The 20513-nt window shown below is 62.7% G+C and carries 22 protein-coding genes; 14 read left to right on the plus strand and 8 right to left on the minus strand.

The genetic code is table 11. The features are described from left to right. Window positions 1-26: 26 nt before the first annotated feature. Window positions 27-929: a diacylglycerol/lipid kinase family protein gene (locus TM49_RS20840; RefSeq protein ID WP_045684060.1), complete on the plus strand. Its 903-nt coding sequence runs from the start codon at window positions 27-29 to the stop codon at window positions 927-929. Between the two features lie 13 nt (window positions 930-942). Next, window positions 943-1800 (plus strand): metallophosphoesterase family protein, encoded by an 858-nt coding sequence (locus TM49_RS20845; protein WP_045684061.1) that lies wholly within the window; start codon window positions 943-945, stop codon window positions 1798-1800. 47 nt (window positions 1801-1847) lie between these two features. Here the strand turns inward: TM49_RS20845 and bfr are convergent, their stop codons facing one another. From bfr to dnaN, 7 genes are all read right to left on the minus strand, one after another. Continuing rightward, complete coding sequence (bfr, locus tag TM49_RS20850; RefSeq protein WP_045684063.1) at window positions 1848-2333, minus strand: bacterioferritin; 486 nt, start codon at window positions 2331-2333, stop codon at window positions 1848-1850. Continuing rightward, window positions 2281-2667, minus strand: a complete 387-nt coding sequence (locus TM49_RS23240) for a BFD-like (2Fe-2S) protein (RefSeq protein WP_082074837.1) — start codon at window positions 2665-2667, stop codon at window positions 2281-2283. The genes bfr and TM49_RS23240 overlap by 53 nt, the downstream gene beginning before the upstream one ends. Before the next feature lie 120 nt (window positions 2668-2787). Continuing rightward, window positions 2788-2937, minus strand: coding sequence for a hypothetical protein (locus TM49_RS23745; protein WP_045685607.1), 150 nt, complete (start codon window positions 2935-2937; stop codon window positions 2788-2790). Between the two features lie 142 nt (window positions 2938-3079). Continuing rightward, window positions 3080-4051: a complex I NDUFA9 subunit family protein gene (locus tag TM49_RS20865; RefSeq protein ID WP_045684065.1), complete on the minus strand. Its 972-nt coding sequence runs from the start codon at window positions 4049-4051 to the stop codon at window positions 3080-3082. A gap of 183 nt (window positions 4052-4234) precedes the next feature. Then, window positions 4235-4945: an orotidine-5'-phosphate decarboxylase gene (gene pyrF, locus TM49_RS20870; protein WP_045685609.1), complete on the minus strand. Its 711-nt coding sequence runs from the start codon at window positions 4943-4945 to the stop codon at window positions 4235-4237. After that, window positions 4942-5538 carry a histidine phosphatase family protein gene (locus tag TM49_RS20875; protein ID WP_045684067.1) on the minus strand — a complete coding sequence of 199 codons (597 nt, stop codon included), beginning with the start codon at window positions 5536-5538 and terminating at the stop codon, window positions 4942-4944. The genes pyrF and TM49_RS20875 overlap by 4 nt, the downstream gene beginning before the upstream one ends. A gap of 22 nt (window positions 5539-5560) precedes the next feature. Further along, complete coding sequence (dnaN, locus tag TM49_RS20880; protein ID WP_045684069.1) at window positions 5561-6679, minus strand: DNA polymerase III subunit beta; 1119 nt, start codon at window positions 6677-6679, stop codon at window positions 5561-5563. A 248-nt stretch (window positions 6680-6927) separates the two neighbouring features. Here dnaN and rsmI point away from each other — a divergent pair, with 248 nt between their 5' ends. From rsmI to TM49_RS20935, 11 genes are all read left to right on the plus strand, one after another. Continuing rightward, window positions 6928-7821, plus strand: coding sequence for a 16S rRNA (cytidine(1402)-2'-O)-methyltransferase (gene rsmI, locus TM49_RS20885; RefSeq protein ID WP_045684071.1), 894 nt, complete (start codon window positions 6928-6930; stop codon window positions 7819-7821). Further along, window positions 7814-8173: a YraN family protein gene (locus tag TM49_RS20890; RefSeq protein WP_045684073.1), complete on the plus strand. Its 360-nt coding sequence runs from the start codon at window positions 7814-7816 to the stop codon at window positions 8171-8173. Before rsmI ends, TM49_RS20890 begins: the two co-directional genes overlap by 8 nt. Before the next feature lie 156 nt (window positions 8174-8329). Next, window positions 8330-9646, plus strand: a complete 1317-nt coding sequence (gene ugpB, locus TM49_RS20895; protein ID WP_045685610.1) for a sn-glycerol-3-phosphate ABC transporter substrate-binding protein UgpB — start codon at window positions 8330-8332, stop codon at window positions 9644-9646. Between the two features lie 101 nt (window positions 9647-9747). Then, window positions 9748-10632: a sn-glycerol-3-phosphate ABC transporter permease UgpA gene (gene ugpA, locus TM49_RS20900; protein ID WP_045685612.1), complete on the plus strand. Its 885-nt coding sequence runs from the start codon at window positions 9748-9750 to the stop codon at window positions 10630-10632. Between the two features lie 11 nt (window positions 10633-10643). Continuing rightward, window positions 10644-11492, plus strand: a complete 849-nt coding sequence (gene ugpE, locus TM49_RS20905; protein WP_045684074.1) for a sn-glycerol-3-phosphate ABC transporter permease UgpE — start codon at window positions 10644-10646, stop codon at window positions 11490-11492. Window position 11493: 1 nt separating this feature from the next. Beyond that, the gene (locus TM49_RS20910; protein WP_045684076.1) at window positions 11494-12594 is read left to right on the plus strand and encodes a sn-glycerol-3-phosphate import ATP-binding protein UgpC; all 1101 of its coding nucleotides are present in this window, start codon (window positions 11494-11496) and stop codon (window positions 12592-12594) included. After that, window positions 12591-13595, plus strand: a complete 1005-nt coding sequence (locus TM49_RS20915; protein WP_045684078.1) for an endonuclease/exonuclease/phosphatase family protein — start codon at window positions 12591-12593, stop codon at window positions 13593-13595. The genes TM49_RS20910 and TM49_RS20915 overlap by 4 nt, the downstream gene beginning before the upstream one ends. Before the next feature lie 287 nt (window positions 13596-13882). Next, complete coding sequence (locus TM49_RS20920; protein WP_045684080.1) at window positions 13883-14545, plus strand: GntR family transcriptional regulator; 663 nt, start codon at window positions 13883-13885, stop codon at window positions 14543-14545. Window positions 14546-14616: 71 nt separating this feature from the next. Then, window positions 14617-15573 (plus strand): glutathione synthase, encoded by a 957-nt coding sequence (gene gshB / locus TM49_RS20925; protein WP_045684082.1) that lies wholly within the window; start codon window positions 14617-14619, stop codon window positions 15571-15573. A gap of 153 nt (window positions 15574-15726) precedes the next feature. Further along, window positions 15727-17259: a YifB family Mg chelatase-like AAA ATPase gene (locus TM49_RS20930; RefSeq protein WP_045684083.1), complete on the plus strand. Its 1533-nt coding sequence runs from the start codon at window positions 15727-15729 to the stop codon at window positions 17257-17259. 128 nt (window positions 17260-17387) lie between these two features. Continuing rightward, window positions 17388-18425 carry a DUF2793 domain-containing protein gene (locus TM49_RS20935; protein WP_045684085.1) on the plus strand — a complete coding sequence of 346 codons (1038 nt, stop codon included), beginning with the start codon at window positions 17388-17390 and terminating at the stop codon, window positions 18423-18425. A 352-nt stretch (window positions 18426-18777) separates the two neighbouring features. Here TM49_RS20935 and TM49_RS20940 read toward each other — a convergent pair whose 3' ends face one another. After that, window positions 18778-19296: a DUF721 domain-containing protein gene (locus tag TM49_RS20940; RefSeq protein ID WP_045684086.1), complete on the minus strand. Its 519-nt coding sequence runs from the start codon at window positions 19294-19296 to the stop codon at window positions 18778-18780. A gap of 145 nt (window positions 19297-19441) precedes the next feature. Between TM49_RS20940 and mutY the strand changes: the two genes are divergently transcribed. Continuing rightward, the gene (gene mutY, locus TM49_RS20945; protein WP_045684088.1) at window positions 19442-20512 is read left to right on the plus strand and encodes an A/G-specific adenine glycosylase; all 1071 of its coding nucleotides are present in this window, start codon (window positions 19442-19444) and stop codon (window positions 20510-20512) included. Window position 20513: the final 1 nt, after the last annotated feature.

Genomic DNA, 20513 nt, shown 5'->3' on the forward strand with positions numbered 1-20513 from the left:
AGCCCGCCGCCGCAAGAGGGATCCCGATGCCGCCCGGCAGGTTCGAACAGTGCCACATCGTGTTGAACGCCAATGCGGGGAGCGCCGAGAAGGCGGACCTGGCGGAAACGCTTGTCGAGCGCTTCACCGAAGCCGGCATCCGCGCGACCATCGATGCCGATCGCGAAGCGCCGCTTGAGGCGCGTATTCTTCGCGCCGTGGAAAGCGAGGCACCGCTGATCGTCGCCGCCGGCGGCGACGGCACGGTCACGGCGATCGCGGAGGCCCTGATCGGTACCAGGAAGACGCTTGCCATCGTGCCGCTTGGCACGGCCAATCTTCTCGCGCGCGATCTCGATATCCCGCTGGATATCGATACGGCGATCGGCGCGATCCCCGACATGCACGTCCGCCACATCGATGCTGGCGTGCTGAACGGCCGGGTTTTCCTGCACAAGGTGGTGGTCGGGCTGGTGCCCGGCATTGCCGCCGGACGGGAACGCATCCGCCACCGCTCCGGCCTTCGCACCTATCTGGGCCTCGCCGCCTATTTCCTGCGCCGCCTCGCCCGCGCCCGACCGATGATCGCGCGGATCGAAAACGGCGAGAGCCGCACCGAGAGGCTCTATTCGGTGGCTGTGGCCAACAATGGCTATGACGAGGGCTTCGGGCGCTTCTTCGCGCGAAGCCGGCTTGATCGCGGCGTGCTCTGCCTCTACCGCATCCGGCGGCTGACACTCGCCGATGTTTTCCGACTGACCATCGGCATGCTCATCGGCCGCTGGCGCAATGACGTGGCGATCGATGTCGCCGAAGTGCGCACGGTGCGGCTGCGCGGCCGCAAGCCGGCAACGCAGGTGATGATCGACGGCGAAATCGCCCTGATCACCGGCACGCTCGATTTCTCGATCCGACCCGGCACCGTGGCGGTGCTGGCACCCCCAAGCTGACGGGAGAGCCCCGATGCGCATCGCCCACCTCTCAGACCTCCACTTCGGACATCACGACGACGGGCTTGCCGGCATGATTGCCGACGAGGTCAACGCCCGCCGACCCGATCTCGTCGTCGTCAGCGGCGATTTCACCCAGACCGGCAGCGAGGCCGAATTCGAAACCGCCGCGGCCTTTCTGGAAACACTCGATGCGCCATTCTTCGCCGTGCCCGGCAATCATGATGTCCCGGCGCGCAACCTGCTCGCACGCTTTACCGAGCCATACGGCCTCTATCGCACCCATATCCACCCCGAGATCGAGCCCCTGTTTGAGGGGCGAAAGGTGGTGCTTGCCGGCATCAACACGGCGCGGCGGCTGCGACTCGGCCTGAACTGGTCGCACGGCTCGATCAACGGAAAGCAGCTTGGTGCCTTGCGGGAGCGCCTGGAGACGGCAGACCCGGCCGCCATCCGGGTGATCGTCGCGCATCATCCGTTGCTGCAGCCGGAAATCCCCGGCGAGAAGGCGATGCGCCTAGTGAAACACGCCGACCGCGCGCTTGAGACCTTCGCGACACTCGGTGTGCGCCTCGTCCTGTCCGGGCACTTCCACATGTCCTATGTCCGCCGCTACCCGCACCAGAACGAGGTCCAGGAGGGCGCACCGGCAGGCGCGCGTCAGGCCGCTGCGGCCCCTATCCTTGTGGTTCAAGCCGGCTCGGCGATCTCGACCCGGCTGCGTGGCGAGCCCAATGCCTACAACATCATCGATATCGAGGGCGAAAGCCTGAAGGTGTCGGTGCGGCAATGGCAGGACGGACAGTGGGTCGACGGCGATGTCACCCATGCGCCGCCGCTTGCGCCGCCCCGCATGGGTGGAAACGCATAAGGCCCGGCGCGCGGGCCGGGCCTTGAAACAGCAAAGATCGCTAAAGCCTATTCGGCTTCGTTGGTCGCGCCGGCGTTGAGCTGGGCGTATTTCTTTTCGCCAAGCGATTCCAGCAGCTCAAGCTGGGTCTCGAGGAAGTCGATGTGACCTTCCTCGTCGATCATCAGTTCTTCGAAGAGCTTCATGCTGACGTAATCGCCAGCCTCGTGACAGATGTCGCGACTTTCCTTGTAGGAATTGCGCGCCTCGTATTCACCGGCGAGATCGCCTTCGAGGACTTCCTTAACGGTCTGGCCGATGCGCAGCGGCGCCACGGTCTGCAGGTTGGGATGGCCTTCGAGGAAGATGATGCGGTCAACGAGCTTGTCGGCGTGGTGCATCTCTTCGATGGACTCGGCACGCTCCTTGGCGGCGAGCTTGGTCAGGCCCCAGTCTTCGAGAAGACGGTAGTGAAGCCAGTACTGATTGACGGCGCCGAGCTCAAGAAACAGGGCTTCGTTCAGCCGCTCGATTACTTTTTTGTCGCCTTTCAACGTCCGTTCTCCTTTTATGTTCCTGGAATTGCTTCAGGCGGCTCAAAAAATCACAAAACTTCTCGCCGGTCGAGTGGCGATTGTGGTGATACTGCTCTGAAGTACGGACGATGATATCGATGACGTTGGGAAAACAGCCGCAACACCGGCCCCGCTTCGACATGCGGTGGTAGACCTTGGCCGGAACTATGATTTGCCAGCAATCCTCATCGAGGAGTTCGGTAACGACCTCCACGATTTCCTTTTCAGTAATGAAATTGCAGCTGCAGACAAGCATTCTCTCACCATTGACGGCTGTCACTGATGGCCTCTCTTCGCAAAAGAGGATGCTCATTGTCAAGATTAAACCTGAGTATCGGACTCACATTCCCTTAAATGTGATGCGGCGAGGGCCGCGACATTAAGCCTCAGGCAAATAGGGCGGCGCCTAGCGACGCCGCCAGAAGGGCGCAGATCAGTTGACGGCGGCCGTGACCGCGCACGGATCCACACCATAGGCCGGCGCGCAGCCCTTCGTCGCAGCAACAGTACCGGGCGCCACGAGAGAGGCAGCCACAATGATCAGAGCCGCACCAGCAAACAGGACAGCAATCGATTTACCCATTTTGGAAGACACCTTATTTTCACCAAAGTCCCGTCGGGCCATCATCCCTGTGACCCTTCAATAAACAGTAAAGACGCAAGCGGTATGACGGGTTCCCGACAATGCGCATTTTTTATGTCATGTGTGGCGCAGGTGTCCTGTCTTAAGCAGGCTTTCCGAATTGTCCATGCTGACGGTACTGCACCAGATAGCTGGGCAGGATGGCGTCGAGCTGGGCCGGGCGAATGCCCAGGCCCTTCAGCGTGCGGCCTTCCGCTTCGGCTTCCTTCGACACGATCGTATCGGTCTTCAGAAGCTTCACCTGGTCGGCGGTCAGCGGCGGCTTGATGAGCGGAATGGCAGCAGCAATGCCGCCAATCAGCGAGGCGAGCCCGAAGGGCAGCGAGACCAGCGCGCGCTTGCGGCCGGTCGCGGAAAGCACCTTTTCGAGGCATTCACGGAAGGTGAGAACGTCACGCCCTCCGAGTTCGTAGGTCTTGCCCTTTTCGACCTTGCCGTCAACGGAACGGGCAATGACCTCGGCAACATCGCCGACATAGACGGGCTGGAACTTCGTCTTGCCACCGCCGATGAGCGGAAGGAAGGGCGAGATCAGCGTCATCTTGCCGAACTTGTTGAAGAAGTCGTCCTCAGGGCCGAACACGATCGACGGCCGCATAATGACAGCATCGGGACAGATTTCGCGGACAGTGGCTTCCGCCTGGCCCTTCGACCGGGCGTAATGCGACAGGCTGTCGGGATCGGCGCCGATGGCGGAAACATGGGTGAGCGCGGCGCCGGCATCGCGCGCCGCTTCGGCAATCAGGCGGGCGCCCTCTGCCTGGACGGCGTCGAATCCGTTCTTGCCGCTTTCAAACAGCACGCCGACGCAGTTGACGACATGATCGGCGCCCTCGACGGCCCGGCGCACGGAATCACCGTAACGCAGATTGGCCTGCATGAAGGTGATCTGGCCGACATTGCCGAGCGGCTGCAGGAACAGCGCCAGATCGGGACGGCGCACGGCGACGCGGATGCGATAGCCTCGCTTGGCCAGAAGCCGGACGACATAGCGGCCGATAAAACCCGAACCGCCGAAAACCGTGACCAGCGGGGGAATGTTCGAAAGCGTCATGCCTAGCTCCTGATGTCGTCGAAACCCTGAAAGTTTACCCCCGTCCCTTAGCCCAATCCGGACCCGAGGTGAAGGGTCAAGCTGCCGCACTGCGATATTACAATCATGGCAACCGTCAAAATTGCAGACCGCGTGACCAAAGCGACACAGAGACGGTTGCGGGCGGCCGCAAGTGGTCGTCCGTCAATCGTTTGCCGGCGCCATCATTGTCGTCTGCATCTCCGTCAGCACCTGCTGTGCTGCGGCACGCGGATCGGACGCAGCGACGATCGGCCGGCCGACAACCAGATGACTGGCACCGGCGACTATGGCGTCGCGTGGTGTCATGACGCGCTTCTGGTCGTTGGCTGCGACGCCCGCGGGGCGGATGCCCGGGGTAACGATCGCCATTTCGGGACCGGTGATCGCGCGGACCCGCTCGGCTTCCGCCGCCGAGCAGACGATGCCACCCATGCCGGCCGCCCGCGCCTGCTCCGCCCGCTTTTCGACCAGGGTTCGCGCATCGGTCGTGTAGCCGGCCTCGATCAGGTCGCCGTCATCCATGGAGGTGAGCACCGTGACGCCGAGGAGGCAGAGCGGCGTTCCGGCCGCGGCCTCGACCGCCGCGCGCATCGCCTTCGGATAGGCGTGCAGCGTCAGCATGGTCACACCCATCCGGGAAATGTTCTCCACCCCCTTCGCCACCGTGTTGTCGATGTCGAGGAGCTTCATGTCGAGAAATACCTTCTTGCCGCTGTCGACCAGTTCGCGGGCAAAGGAAAGCCCGCCGGCAAAGGCGAGCTGGTAGCCGATCTTGTAGAAGCTGACGCTATCGCCGAGCGTCTCGACCATGGTGGCCGCCTCGGCGACGGTCGGTACATCAAGCCCCACAATGAGTCGATCGCGTGCAATCATTGTCCGGTCCATCCCTGCCATGTTTCGATGGGTGTCCAATCGCACAAAACCGCCCTTTCGGAAAGGCTGAAGGCGAAAAGATTGCCGCCACCACCAGCGCCCTGATCCTCGGCGCGGCTGATTTCAACACCTTTCAGATGGCATTTGAGCAGCGTTCCGACAACGCCATGGCCGACGAAGGCGACCGGCTGACGGGTGTCATGCCTTGCCAGCACATCATTCACCGCCGTCACGATCCGCTTTTGCGCGTCGACCGCGCGCTCCCAGCCGCGAAAGGACTTCTCCGGCTCGGCAAAGAAGGCGTCCGCCGCGGCCTCGAAGACATCGGGCGGCAGGAAGCCGGTCGCGCTGCGGTCGTTTTCGTGAAAATCAGGCAGGATTTCGGGTTCGATGCCGGTGGCCCGGCCGAAGAACGCGGCCGTTTTCTTCGCTTTCACCTCGTCGCTGGAAACGATACGGGAAAGCGCCTGCACCCAGGAGAGGCGGGCGGCCGTCTCGGCGCGGGCGGCGCCCGTCGCCGAGAGCCCCCAGTCAGGCACCGGCACCTCGGGATCGATCAGAACCTGCGGGTGGGTGATGTAGACGGCGAACACGATCCCCTCCCCGCATGGCCTGCTAGACGCGCATCGGCATCAGGACATAAAGCGCCTGATCGTTCGCGGTATCGCGCACCAGCGTCGGCGAACCGGCATCGGCAAACAGGAAGATCGCCTCATCGCCGGTGAGCTGGCCGGTGATGTCGAGGAGGTACTTGGCGTTGAAGCCGATATCCATCGGCTCGCTCTCGTAGCCGACGGGAAGCTCGTCGGTGGCGCTGCCGGAATCGGGATTGTTGACGGTGAGCGTCAGTTGCCCCTCGGTCAGCGACAGCTTGACCGCACGGCCGCGTTCCGACGAGACCGTCGACACACGATCGACTGCGCGGGTGAAATCCTGGCAATCGATGCGCATCTCGCGGTCGTTATTGGCAGGGATGACACGCTGGTAATCCGGGAAGGTGCCGTCGATCAGCTTCGAGGTCAGCACCACGGAACCGATGGTGAAGCGGATCTTGGCATCGGAAACCTCGACCTTCACGATGATTTCCGGGTCGTCCATGAGCTTCTGCAACTCGCCGACCGTCTTGCGCGGGATGATAACGCCCGGCATGTTTTCGCAGCCCGACGGTGCGTCGACCTCGGCACGGGCAAGACGGTGGCCATCGGTGGCGACGGCACGCAGCTTCAGCGCCTTGCCCTCGCTCATGGCGTGGAAGAAGATACCGTTCAGATAGTAGCGGGTTTCCTCGGTGGAGATCGCGAACTGGGTGCGATCGATCAGCATCTTCAGATCGCTGGCCTTCAGCTGGAAGGCATGGCTGAAGGTGCCGGCCGTAAGATCCGGAAAATCCTCCTGCGGCAGGCACTGCAGCGAAAACTTGGACCTGCCGGAAGCGACCGAGATGGTCTGCCCGTCGGTATCGGTTGCAAGCGAGACTTCCGAGCCGTCTGCGAGCTTGCGCACGATTTCATAGAGAAGATGTGCGGGCACCGTGGTCGCACCGGCCTGCTCAACCATTGCCGGCGTCTTCTCGGTGATCTCGAGATCGAGGTCGGTCGCCTTCATCTCGAGGTCAGCGCCTTCGGCCTTCAGGAGAACATTGGAGAGAATCGGAATGGTGTTGCGGCGCTCGACCACGCGATGGACGTGGTTCAGGGACTTCAACAGATTGGATCTCTCAAGCGTGATACGCATGACTTTCGCTTTCACTCTTTCGCCCGGACGGGTGCCGGCAGGCAGTCAATGAGGCATGCGCCACAAGGGGCACAGGCGGGGAGACAAAATGACCCCATTTGAGCTTCGAATGCAAGGGGCTCCTATCTGCTGCGGGGTTTATCCCAATCACTGTTTTGACAAGAGGCCTCACGACCGCCAGGCAGCCCTCTTGCCGGCTGCCTGGCGGTCGTGTTCAAAGGAAAGGGAAACTGAGCGGGAATGACAGCATGAGCGACGACAGCAACCGGTTTGAAATTTCAGGCCACGCCATCGAGGCGCGGCCGCTGGCGCCGGGGCTCTATCTTGTTGCGACCCCGATCGGCAATCTTGGCGACATCACCATAAGGGCGCTGGAAACGCTGGCCGGTGCCGATATTCTCGCCTGTGAGGATACCCGCGTCACCCGCAAGCTGCTCGACCGCTTCGCCATTCGCAAGCGTCCGTTCGCCTATCACGAACACAATGCGGAACAGGCCGGCGAAAAGCTGATGGAAGCGCTCCGCGATGGCAAGAGCGTTGCGCTCGTCTCCGATGCGGGGACGCCGCTCGTTTCCGACCCCGGTTACCGGCTGTCGCTGTTGGCGATCGCCGAAGGCATCAGGGTGACGCCGGTTCCGGGCGCCTCCGCACCGCTTGCAGCCCTCGTCGGCGCTGGCCTGCCGAACGATGCCTTCTTCTTCGCGGGCTTTCCGCCGGCAAAGGACAAGGGGCGGCGCGACCGCTTCGCCGAACTGACCACGGTGCAGGCGACGCTGATCTTCTTCGAATCGCCCCACCGCATCGGCGCCACACTTGCAGCCGCCGCAGACGTTCTGGGGGCCGAACGCGCTGCCGCCGTCTGCCGGGAACTGACCAAGACCTATGAGGAATTCCGGCGCGGCACGCTTGCCGAGCTCGCCGCATCCTATCGCGATGCCGAGGTGAAGGGCGAGATCGTGCTGGTCATCGGCCCTCCCCTTGCCGATGCGGCGCCGGATGAACAGGACGTCGATGCGCTTTTGACCCGGCTTGTCGCCGACATGCCGGCTGCCAAGGCGGCCGCGCAGGCGGCAAAGGAAACCGGCCTGCCGCGCAAGGATCTTTACCAGCGGCTTCTCGCGATGAAGGACGGGGATGGATAACAGCGCCGGCAGACGGAGAGCAGAGCGCCGCGGCCGCAATGCCGAGCGGATCGCAGCACTTTACCTGCGGCTGAAGGGATATCGCATCATCACCACCCGTTTTCGCTGCCATGCCGGCGAAATCGACATCATCGCCATGAGACGCGACCTCGCTGTCTTCGTCGAGGTCAAGGCGCGCGCGGATGAACGGGTCGCCATCGACGCCGTGACGCCTTCGGCCATGCGCCGCATTCGTGCGGCATCGGACGTCTGGCTTGCAAGGCAGGAGGATGCACATCTTCTCTCCCAGCGTTATGACATTGTCGCTTGCCTGCCGGGGCGTCTCCCACGACATTTCATCGATGCGTTCTGACCATCCGAACACGAATTAAGCTCGAACGAACGCATTCCGAGCCTGCGTTTAACAAATTTGAAACAAAAGCGTCGCTCAGCCGTCATGCAAGCGCGCTACCTCCGTTCCATCATCTCAAGCGATGATTTCGAACCTTATCGAACGGGGACTTTCACGATGAAGAAATTTGTTCTGGCCGCGCTTGTCGTCGGCCTTTCGAGCTCGACGGCTTTCGCCGCAACCCAGGTTCAGTGGTGGCACGCAATGGGCGGCGAACTGGGCAAAAAAGTTGACGAAATCGTTGCTGGCTACAACGCCTCGCAGGACGAATACGAAGTTGTCGCTTCCTACAAGGGCGGCTACGCGGACACGATGAACTCGGCGATCGCTGCATTCCGCGCCGGCCAGCAGCCTGCCATCGTTCAGGTCTACGAAGTCGGCACCGGCACGATGATGGCCGCCAAGGGCGCCATCTACCCGGTCTATCAGCTGATGAGCGACACCGGCGAAGATTTCGATCCGAGCGCCTTCCTGCCCGCCGTCGTCGGCTACTACACCGACACCGACGGCAACATGCTTTCGATGCCTTTCAACTCTTCGACGCCGATCCTCTATTACAACAAGGACGTCTTCGAAAAGGCCGGTCTCGACCCGAATACGCCGCCGAAGACCTGGGCCGAAATGGAAGACTTCTCCAGGAAGATCGTCGATAGCGGCGCTGCTGACTGCGGCTTCACCACAGGCTGGGTATCCTGGATCCAGACCGAAAACCTCTCCGCCTGGCACAACGTTCCGCTCGGCACCGAGGAAAACGGCTTCGGCGGCCTGGACGCGCGCCTGACCATGAATGGTCCGGTTCAGGCCAAGCACTGGGGTAACCTGAAGAAGTGGGCCGATGACGGCCTCTACAAATATGCAGGCCCGGTTGGCGGTGACGATGCCCAGCCGCTGTTCTATGCGCAGACCTGCGCGATGATGATGAACTCGTCGGCTTCGCGCGCCGGTGTCATGGCCAACGCCAAGGACTTCAGCGTCGGCTTCGGCATGCTGCCTTACTATGACGACGTCGACGGCGCTCCGCAGAACTCCATCATCGGTGGCGCAACGCTTTGGGTTCTCCAGGGCCAGAAGGACGATGCCGTCTACAAGGGTGTGGCGGATTTCTTCTCCTACCTCTCGTCGCCGGAAGTCCAGGCTGACTGGCACCAGTTCTCCGGTTACCTGCCGATCACCACGGCCGCTTATGAACTCGGCCAGGAACAGGGCTACTACGAAGCCAACCCGGGTGCCGACGTCGGCATCAAGGAAATCACGCTGAACCCGCCGACCGCCAACTCCAAGGGTCTGCGCTTCGGCAACTATGTTCAGATCCGCAACATCATCGACGATGAATTCGAAGCCCTGCTCAACAACCAGAAGGACGCCCAGGGCGCCCTCGACAGTGTTGTCTCGCGCGGCAACGAGCTGCTCATCGAGTTCCAGGCCTCCAACTAACAGGCCGGAACGCTTCGTGATGCATGGGTCCGCGCTCGGCTGCGCGGACCTTCTTCCGTCTTTCGCCCCGCTTGCGCGGCGTGTTCTTCCAAAAGTTTGCCATGTCAACAAAGCGCACGATTTTCCGCAATCCGGCCCTGCCCTATCTGCTTCTGGCCCCACAGATGGCGATTACGATCGTTTTCTTCCTGTGGCCTGCGGCGCAGGCGATCCGGCAGTCCTTCCTCCGCGAGGATGCCTTCGGCTTCAAGACCACATTTGTCGGGCTGGCAAACTATACGCGCCTGTTTCACGATCCGGTCTACATCAACTCCGCCAAGGTCACGGTCGTCTTCGCCCTTTCGGTGGCGATGCTTTCCATGGGGCTGGCGCTGTTGTTTGCGGTTGCCGTCAACCGTCTGGTGAAATCGTCGCAGACCTACACGACGCTTCTGGTCTGGCCGTATGCCGTGGCACCGGCCGTCGCCGGCGTGCTGTGGTGGTTCATCTTCAACCCGACGCTTGGGGTGCTACCTTATCTTCTGCGGCAGATCGGCTATGACTTCAGCCAGACCGCGTCATCGACCGACGCCATGATCCTGGTGGTGATCGCGGCAAGCTGGAAGCAGGTGAGCTACAACTTCCTGTTCTTCCTCGCCGGACTGCAATCCATTCCGAAATCCCTCCTCGAAGCCGCCGCCATCGACGGTTCCGGCCCGTTCAAGCGCTTCTGGACGATCACCTTTCCGCTGCTGTCGCCGACGACGTTCTTCCTGATGGTGGTCAATGTCGTCTACACCATGTTCGACACCTTCGGCGTGATCGATGCGACGACCTCGGGCGGCCCGGCGCAGGCCACCAACATCCTCGTCTACAAGGTCTACCAGGACGGCTATATCGGCCTGAACCTCGGCTCTTCGGCCGCGCAGTCCGTCGTTCTGATGCTGGTCGTGATCGCGCTCACCGTGATCCAGTTCCGCTTCATCGAACGCCGCGTCGCATACTGAGGGTAAGCAAGATGGTTGAAAACAAACGCTGGCTCGATGTCCTTGCCCATGCCGTCCTGATCCTCGGACTGCTAATCGTGGTCTTCCCGGTCTATATCGCGGTCGTCGCCTCGACCCATACGTCCGGCGATTTCCTGACGGGCATGATCCCGCTCCTGCCGAGCACGCATGCCGTCGAGAACTACAAGGCTGTTCTTTTCTCGGGGATCGACAATTCCGGCACGCCGCCGATTTCCCTGATGCTGTTCAACAGCCTGCTGATGGCCCTGATCGTCGCCATCGGCAAGATCGCGATCTCGATCACCTCGGCCTTCGCGATCGTCTACTTCCGGTTTCGCTTTCGCATGCTGGCATTCTGGCTGATCTTCGTCACCCTGATGCTGCCTGTCGAGGTTCGCATCATGCCCACCTACAAGGTGGTGGCCGACCTCGGCCTGCTGAACAGCTATGCAGGACTGTCTCTGCCGCTGATTGCCTCGGCGACGGCAACGTTCCTGTTTCGCCAGGTCTTCCTGACCATGCCCGACGAACTGACCGAGGCAGCCCGCATTGACGGCGCCGGACCGATGAAATTCTTCCGGGATATGCTGCTGCCGCTGTCGCGCACCAATATCGCGGCCCTGTTCGTGATTCTCTTTATCTTCGGCTGGAACCAGTATCTCTGGCCGCTTCTGATCACCACTGACGAGCGCTTTTACACCATCGTGATGGGCATTAAACGCATGTCCGACGCCGTTGACGCCGAACCGCGCTGGCATCTGGTGATGGCGACAGTGACGCTCGCCATGCTGCCGCCGATCATGGTCGTCATTTTCATGCAGAAGCTCTTTGTGAAGGGCCTCGTCGAGACGGAGAAATAAGATGGCTTCAATTTCCCTGCAGAACATCTCCAAGGTCTATCCCGGCGGCGCCAAGGCCGTCAGCGATATCAATCTCGACATTGCCGACGGCGAGTTCATCGTGCTGGTCGGCCCGTCTGGCTGCGGAAAATCGACCCTGCTGCGCATGGTTGCCGGGCTCGAAACCATTTCGGCCGGCAGCGCCTCGATCGGCGACAGAAAGGTCAACAACGTCGAGCCCGCCGACCGCGACATCGCCATGGTGTTCCAGAACTACGCGCTCTACCCGCATATGAGCGTCTACAACAATCTCGCCTACGGCCTCAAAAACCAGAAGACGCCAAGGGCAGAGATCGACAAGCGCATCCAGGCGGCAGCGAAGATGCTGGAGATCGAACAGTATCTCGAGCGCAAGCCGCGTGCGCTTTCCGGCGGTCAGCGCCAGCGCGTTGCAATGGGCCGCGCGATCGTTCGCGAACCGAAGGCCTTCCTGTTCGACGAGCCGCTATCGAACCTCGATGCGAAGTTGCGTGTTTCGATGCGCGGCGAGATCAAGCACCTGCAGAAACGGCTCGGCACGACATCGCTTTACGTGACCCACGACCAGCTCGAGGCAATGACGCTTGCCGACCGGCTGGTGGTGCTGAATGCAGGCCGCATCGAGCAGATCGGCACGCCGCTCGAAGTCTACCACACCCCGGCCTCGACCTTCGTTGCCAACTTCATAGGCTCGCCGGCGATGAACCTCGTCAGCGGTGAAATCAACGGCAACCGGCTCGCCGTCGGCTACAACGTGCTTCAGCCTGGCGGCAGTCTGCCCGCTGATGGACCGGTCACGGTCGGCATCCGCGCCGAGGACCTGCAGCCCTACGAACAGGCCGGCATGACGCTGAAGGCGCGGCTCGACTATATCGAGGAACTCGGCGCCACCCGGCTTGCCCATTGCCTGATCGGCGAGCAGAAGATCATAGCGGCCCTCTCGCCCGAAATTCCGCTTGCCGAAGAGGTGACGTTCTCAGTCGATCCGGATAAGCTCCACTTCTACGATGCGAATACCGGAAAGCGCATCAACCGGAGTGCCACCCCGCCCGATAGACCTTGCCGAGGCCTGACATCAGCATGATCAAACCGATTACCGCGCGCGTCGATGCGCTTGCCGTGCCGACGCTTGCGGAGCGCGACGGCTTTCGTGCGCTCGAACGCACCGAAGCCGCCCATGACGCCAAACGCGCGGCGCTTGCCTGTTTCAACACGATCGAGACCGGCGGCACGACCAGGGCCGAGGCGCCCCTCGCCTTCCCCCTGACCATCGCCGCCTGGAACCTGCAGCGCGGGCTTTTTCCCGCCGAAAGCGCCAACAAGATCGCTGAGCAGCATGCGGACATCGTTCTGCTCACAGAGATGGATAACGGCATGGCGCGCACCGGCCAGCGCCACCCGACAGCCGAGATCGCAGAACATCTGGGCATGGCCTATGCCTATGGTGTCGAATTCATCGAACTCGGCCTCGGCAACGAGGAAGAACGCCCGTATTGCACCGATGATTTCAATGCCAGGGGCTTTCACGGCAATGCCTTTCTCTCTGCGGCGCCAATGCGGGAGCCCTTCATCCTGCCGCTCAGCGGCGAACCGCTCTGGTTCCTGTCGAGCAAGGATCAGCCGCGCGTCGGCGGGCGCATGGCGATCGGTGCGGTGATCGAGACCACCGCAGGCCCGTTGGTCACGATCTCAACCCACCTTGAAAGCCACGGCACGATCCCGCTGCGCGAACGCCAGATCGCCGACATACTCGACGACATCGACGCCCGCTTCCCCGGAATACCGGCAATCGTCGGCGGCGATTTCAACAGCGGCAACCGTACGGGCGGTGACTATCGCGCCGAAACCCTGTTTGCGCTTGCCGAAAGCCGCGGCTATCAGGCCCACAGCGGCGGCACCGAACAGCCGACCACACGCGAAAGCCTGATCTCCAAACCGGGCGACAAGAAGCTGAAACTCGACTGGTTCCTCACCCGCGGGTTTGACGTCGCAAAGAGCGCTATCGTGCCGGCGATTACCGAGGACGGAAAGCCGCTCTCCGATCATGAGATGATTACGATCACGGTCACGGGTTTCAGCGCCTGACAACGTCCGGACCGGCGAACTGCCATGCAGCAGCGGCTTCGCCGGTGCCGTGCTGGAACTTGCACGCCCCGATTTTGGACCGAAACTTGTCGCCTTCCCAAAATTGCGCGGCACACTGGCTTCACAGCGGTCATCGCGAAAAATGGTGAGGCCAGGAAGCGACCCCTGGTGTGACAATATCTCGTCCAAGGGGTGGTTGTATCACTCCTCCTCTCAATGGTATTGTCGCCCTGATGGCCGGAGGGGGCTAGCGGTGGATCGCAACCGGCTTGACGGGAGGAAGAGCTATGACGGAGCAGCAATCGGACGTCACCAGCGTCAGGGACACGGCCTATGACCTCTTTCAGCATGTGCTGATGAGTGGGCGGCTGCGGCCTGGCCAGATGGTCAGCCAACGTGCATTGGTCGACATGCTCAATCTCTCGATCGGTGCCCTGCGGGAACTGCTGCCGCGGCTGCAGGCTGAGGGGCTGGTCAACGTTCTCCCGCAACGCGGCGTTCTCATCCCGGCAATCGACCTGCCGATGATCCGCAACGCCTTCCAGATGCGTGGGGCGCTCGAGCGCGAAGCCGTCATTCAGGCTACCAGAACCATGCCGGACGCCGTCATTGAAAATCAGCGCCGCCTGCACCTGAAGCTCATGGATGAGGCCAAGCGGGCGCCGAGTCCCGAGCTCTTCGAACATGGGCAGGAAGTTGACGCCGGATTTCACAACCTCCTGATCGCATCGACAGGCAATGCGCTGCTGCAGAATGCCTACAACATCAACGCTATCCGCATTCGTCTGATCAAGCTTGACCGCATCAAGCTTAACGAGGTGGTTCTGCCCCAGGCATTCAGCGACCATATTGCCATCATCGATGCGCTCCTGGAGCGCGACCCCACGCGCGCGGTCGAGGCGATGGACCGCCACATCCATAATGCCCGTGAAAGGGCGCTGCAGCTGTGAGGCGGGCCATTGCCAAGGCTCCGGCCAGCGCCTAAATGGTGTTGCACCGATACCAAGCGAGACCGCGCCTCATGCCGAACATCAAGAACGTCGCCGTCCAGATGGACCATATTTCCACCGTCAAGATCGCCGGCGACTCCACCTTCGCCATGAGCCTTGAGGCGCAGGCCCGCGGCTACAACCTCTTCCACTACACGCCGGACCGGCTGTCGCTGCGCGACGGCAAGATCTTCGCCGCCGTCGAGCCGATGACACTGCGTGATGTCGAGGGCGACCACTACACGCTCGGGGCGTCGGAACGGGTCGATCTTTCAACCATGGATGTGGTTCTGCTGCGCCAGGACCCTCCCTTTGATATGGCCTACATCACCTCCACCCACCTGCTTGAACGGATTCATCCGAAGACGCTCGTGGTCAACGACCCGGCATGGGTGCGCAATTCGCCTGAAAAGATTTTCGTCACCGAGTTCGCCGATCTGATGCCGCCGACGCTGATTACCAAGGATGTTGGCGAAATCCGTCGCTTCCGCGAGGAGATGGGCGACATCATCCTGAAGCCGCTCTACGGCAATGGCGGCGCCGGCGTGTTCCACTCGACGCGCGACGACCGCAACTTCACCTCCCTTCTCGAAATGTTCGCGCAGATGTTCCGCGAACCCTACATCGCCCAGGCCTATCTGCCGGCGGTGCGCAAGGGCGACAAACGCATCATCCTCGTTGACGGCGAATTCGCCGGCGCGATCAACCGCGTGCCGGCCGAGACCGACAGCCGTTCCAACATGCATGTCGGCGGTCGCGCCGAACCGGCCGGGCTGACCGCCCGCGAAGAGGAAATCTGCGCGCGCATCGGCCCCGCACTCAAGGAGCGCGGCTTCATCCTCGTTGGCATCGACGTCATCGGCGACTACATGACCGAGATCAACGTCACCTCTCCCACCGGCATCCGCGAGGTCAAGAAATTCGGCGGCGCCGATATCGCTGCGCTGATGTGGGATGCCATCGAGAACAAACGCAACCAAGCAGGCTGATCGCCTGCCCCGTTTCGCGCCCCGGCAGGCACGGCAAATATGTTCTCATTTTGTTCTTGCATATAGGTCACACCTGTGGAATCATTGCAACCCTAGGACACAGAAAATCCGCTCGCATGGTGGGCGGTTGGTGTAAACGGGGTGGAGCGGGGCATGGTTTCACGGGTTCATACGGTTGCATTTCAGGGTGTGGAAGGCGTGCCTGTCGATGTGCAGGTGATGATTGCGCCCGGCAAGATCGGCATGCAGATCGTCGGCCTGCCGGACAAGGCGGTCGCCGAAAGCCGGGAGCGGGTGCAGGCGGCACTGCACGCCTCCGGCCTGGCGCTGCCGGCCAAGCGCGTGACGGTCAATCTCGCGCCGGCGGACCTGCCCAAGGAGGGCTCGCATTTCGATCTGGCGATCGCGCTTGGGCTGATGGCCGCCCTTGGCGCCGTTCCGGGTGATGCCCTTTCCGGCTATGTCGTCATCGGCGAGCTCAATCTCGATGGCACTATTGCAAGCGTGACCGGCGCCCTGCCCGCCGCGATCGCCGCCAACGCGGTCGACAAGGGCCTGATCTGCCCTGCAGGCTGCGGCCCGGAGGCCGCCTGGGCAAGCACCGATCTCGACATCCTCGCACCGAAGAGCCTGATTGCGATCGTCAATCATTTTCGCGGCACCCAGGTGCTGACGCGGCCGCACCCTGCCATCCGCTCCGGGGCGCAGGATCTGCCCGATCTTGCCGATATCCGCGGCCAGGAAAGCGCGAAGCGGGCGCTCGAAGTGGCTGCCGCCGGCGGCCATAACCTGTTGATGGTCGGCCCGCCCGGCGCCGGAAAGTCGATGCTCGCCGCCCGCCTACCCTCCATCCTGCCGCCGCTGTCTCCGCCCGAACTGCTCGAGATGTCGATGGTGCATTCGATTGCCGGGAAACTTGCCGGCGGCAAGCTCTCCGACAGGCGCCCCTTCAGGGCGCCACATCATTCAGCCAGCATGGCCTCGCTTGTCGGCGGCGGCATCAAGGCAATGCCGGGCGAGGCTTCGCTTGCCCATCACGGCGTGCTGTTTCTCGACGAACTGCCCGAATTCTCGCCGCAGGTTCTCGATGCTCTGCGCCAGCCGCTCGAAACCGGGGAATGCGTGATTGCACGCGCCAATCATCGCGTGTCCTATCCGGCCGCCTTCCAGCTGATCGCGGCGATGAACCCCTGCCGCTGCGGCATGGCCGGCGAGCCCGGACACAGCTGCCCACGCGGGCCGCGATGCGCGGCCGACTACCAGGCCCGCATTTCCGGCCCGCTAATGGACCGCATCGACATTCGCATCGACGTGCCGGCGGTCAGCGCGATGGACCTGATCGGCTCGCGGGTGGAGGGCGAGACAAGCGCCGCCGTCGCCCGCCGCGTCGAAAAGGCACGCCAGGCCCAGCGCGACCGGTTTGCGGCCCTTGGCGAGCAGGCCATCAACGCCCGCTGCCCTGCGAGCCTCGTCGAGCGGCTTGCAGAGCCTGATACCGCGGGGCTTGCGCTGCTGAAGGAGGCTGCGGAGAAGATGCGGTTTTCCGCCCGCGGTTATCATCGGGTTCTCAAGGTCGCCCGCACCATCGCCGATCTCGATGGCCAGACCACCGTCAGCCGCATGCATATCGGCGAGGCGATCGCCTATCGGGTGCCCGCCTCGACCCGCGTCGGGACCCTGGCCTGACGTCTGCCATCAGGCGCAGAAGTGGCGGACAACCTGCAGGAGGACCAACCGTTTTCCCCGCGGGCTGCGACAGCCGATAGGCTTGTGGCACCGCAGATGCCACCGGCTCTGCCCGCAAGGAGATTTCGATGTCCGACATGACGGCAAAACTTGGCCTTCCCTTCATCCTGCCGGCGCAGGCGCAGAAACACGTAACCCATAACGAGGCCCTGCAGCGGCTCGATGCGGTCGTCCATCTGGCGATCGTCGCCGAAGCCGATGATCCGCCCGCAAGCCCCGAGGACGGGAGCTGCTACGTGGTGGCAGACACTCCGACGGCGGCCTGGAGCGGCCATGCGGGCGATGTCGCGATCTTCCAGGATGGGCTCTGGCAGTTCGTCACCCCCGTTTCAGGCTGGTCGGCATGGTTTGCGGATGACGGGACGCTGCGCTGCTTCGACGGCGCGGCCTGGGCCGGCCCCGCCCTTCCGGCAGCGCCAAGTTTTGCGACGGTCGGAGTCAATGCCACGGCGGACGCGACCAACAGGCTCTCGGTCTCCGCTCCGGCGACATTACTCAATAATGCGGGCGCCGGCCATCAGCTCAAGATCAACAAGGCGGCTGCGGCCGATACCGCCTCACTGCTGTTCCAGACGGGCTGGTCGGGACGGGCGGAAATGGGGCTTTCGGGCTCGGACAATTTCGCGATCAAGGTCAGCCCGGACGGTGCGAACTGGTATGAGGCGCTGAGGATCGCTCCCGAAGGCGCTGTCGTTATGCCGCAACGACCGCTGGTGCGCGCGGCCTATGCCGGCGGCACGACGGCGATCACCACTGCCACAGCCCTCGGTTTCGACAATCTCTACACCAATCAGGGCGACTTTGCCCTCGGAACCGCGGTGGCCGGTGGCGGCGAAACGCTGCTCTTTCCGGTCAGCGGATATTATACGGTGTTCCTGACGGTCACCGCCACGGCGACGGGCGCCTATTCGGTGACGCTGCAAAAGAACGGATCCGAAAACAGCGTCATCCTCCGCGGCGGCGGCACAGATGGCGCGGCGGTGACGCTTGCTGCAACGGCGATCACCTATTTCTCCGCCGGAGACAATGCCCGTCTGCTCTTCGATGGAAGTGCCACATATGATCTCGGCTACGGCGCGACCGAAGTGCTGGCGATGCTCGCCTGAAGGACCGCACCTTCCAACCGCGGAGAGGTCGGCGTGCTTGACTCCATCTGGCTGCACTCGGCCTCTTCGCCCTCCCCTTCCTCGAATGCTTTCCACGCTCGATGGCTCTTTGCCCCTCGGGCGGCCAGACCGGGCGCGCGGCACCAACCGCAATCCGGACCGCGTTGCGCAGCACGCAGCGCGACAAGGGACGATGAAGCGCCAGACACAAGACGGCGTCCATCGGCAAGCGCCCTTATCGGAAGACGACCGTGTTGCTTGGGATTCTAGAAAAACCTAAAAAGTCTCGCCGCACCGTCAGGCGCACCCCGAACAGCGAGTTTACTGCCCCAAGAAAAAAGCCTAGAGAAAATCAGCGACGGCCGGAGGCCTTCTTGCGCTTCTCGCTCATCACGCCGGCACCGAGCCTCAGGATCGCGTTGCGCAGCGCTTCGGATTCGATGCCTTCAAGCCTCAGTTCGAGTGCGCGTTTTTCGGCGGGCGAAAGCACTGGCTGCGCCCGCCTTCGCGCCGAAAGCGGCTGCACCGGTTTCTGCACCACGCGGATGCGATCGATTGCGGAAAAGCCGAAGAAGCCGTTGACCCGGTGGATGAGTTCGCCCTCGGCATGGGTGAGAAACAGCACGCGCGCGCCCTCGCAGGCGACCGTCAGCGTTCCGGGACGGAAGGTCCCGTCCTCGTTGTCGCCCGGTCGTTTCGGCCAGGTGATCTTTTCCGGGCGCGAAAAATCGGCATAGGCATCGCCGGCGATTTCTTCCCAGGCACTGAGCAGCGAGGTGGTGATCCCCGCACGTCGCGCAAGGATCGGGTCGACGAGACCGTTGGCCACATCGGCAATCTGACTTGCGGTTTTCTCGCGGCTCGCGCGCATGCTCACATCCCGGTCAAAGCTCTGCCCAGATATAGGCTTTTCTCGCCGGTTTGAACAGAAGGGGCGGCGGGCAGCGCATTACAAAACCTTGCCGGAGCCGGCAGATGCCGCTAGAGCGGGGGACCTCCAACAACCGACTTGCCGCATGGATCATTTCGCAGCCGAACTCCTCACCTGGTATGACCGCCACCACCGCGAACTGCCCTGGCGCGTCGGGCCGGCAGACAAGCGTTCCGGTGAGCGGCCGGATCCCTACCATGTCTGGCTTTCCGAGATCATGCTGCAGCAGACGACGGTGCAGGCGGTCAAAGCCTACTACGAAAAATTCCTCGCTCGCTGGCCGAGGGTCGAGAATCTCGCCGCCGCGGCAACGGACGAGGTGATGGCGGCATGGGCCGGGCTTGGCTATTATGCCCGCGCCCGCAACCTCAAGAAATGCGCCGAGACGGTTGCCGCCGAACATGGCGGAAAATTTCCCGATACGTTTGACGGGCTGAAGGCACTGCCGGGCATCGGCGACTATACGGCGGCGGCCATCGCTGCCATCGCCTTCGACCGACCGGAAGCCGTCGTCGACGGCAATGTCGAGCGCGTCGTCACCCGGCTCTTCGCCATCGATACGCCGCTTCCGGCGGCAAAACCTGTCGTCCGGGACCGAACGGCGTCGATGACGCCAGAGGGACGGCCCGGCGATTTCGCGCAGGCGATGATGGATCTCGGCGCCACCATCTGCACGCCGCGGCGCCCGACCTGCGCGCTCTGTCCCTTCCGCGCGGAATGCGCGGCGCTTGCGAAAGACGATCCCGAGCGGTTTCCGGTCAAGCTGCCGAAAGCTGCCCGCCCTGTGCGCCGGGGTGCTGCATTCGTGGCCGAGACCCCCGATGGCCGCCTGCTTCTTCGCACGCGAAAGGCCTCCGGGCTTCTGGGCGGCATGGCGGAGGTGCCGACGACCGGCTGGACGTCGCGCAGCGATGGCGAGACCGACGCGGAGGCCGCGCCCTTTGTCGCCCGCTGGGCGTTTCGCGGCGAAATCGTCCACGTCTTCACTCACTTTGAGCTGCGGCTGTCGGTCTGGCATACGGTCGCGAGCGAAAGCCGGGTTGATGGCGGGCGATGGGCGCCGCTTACCACGCTTGGCGAGGAGGCCCTGCCGAGTGTAATGAAAAAGGCAATCAGCCAGGCTATACCGGATGCATTCAAGGCACTGAGGAAATAAC

This window comes from Martelella endophytica (genome assembly GCF_000960975.1).
GTDB lineage: Bacteria > Pseudomonadota > Alphaproteobacteria > Rhizobiales > Rhizobiaceae > Martelella > Martelella endophytica.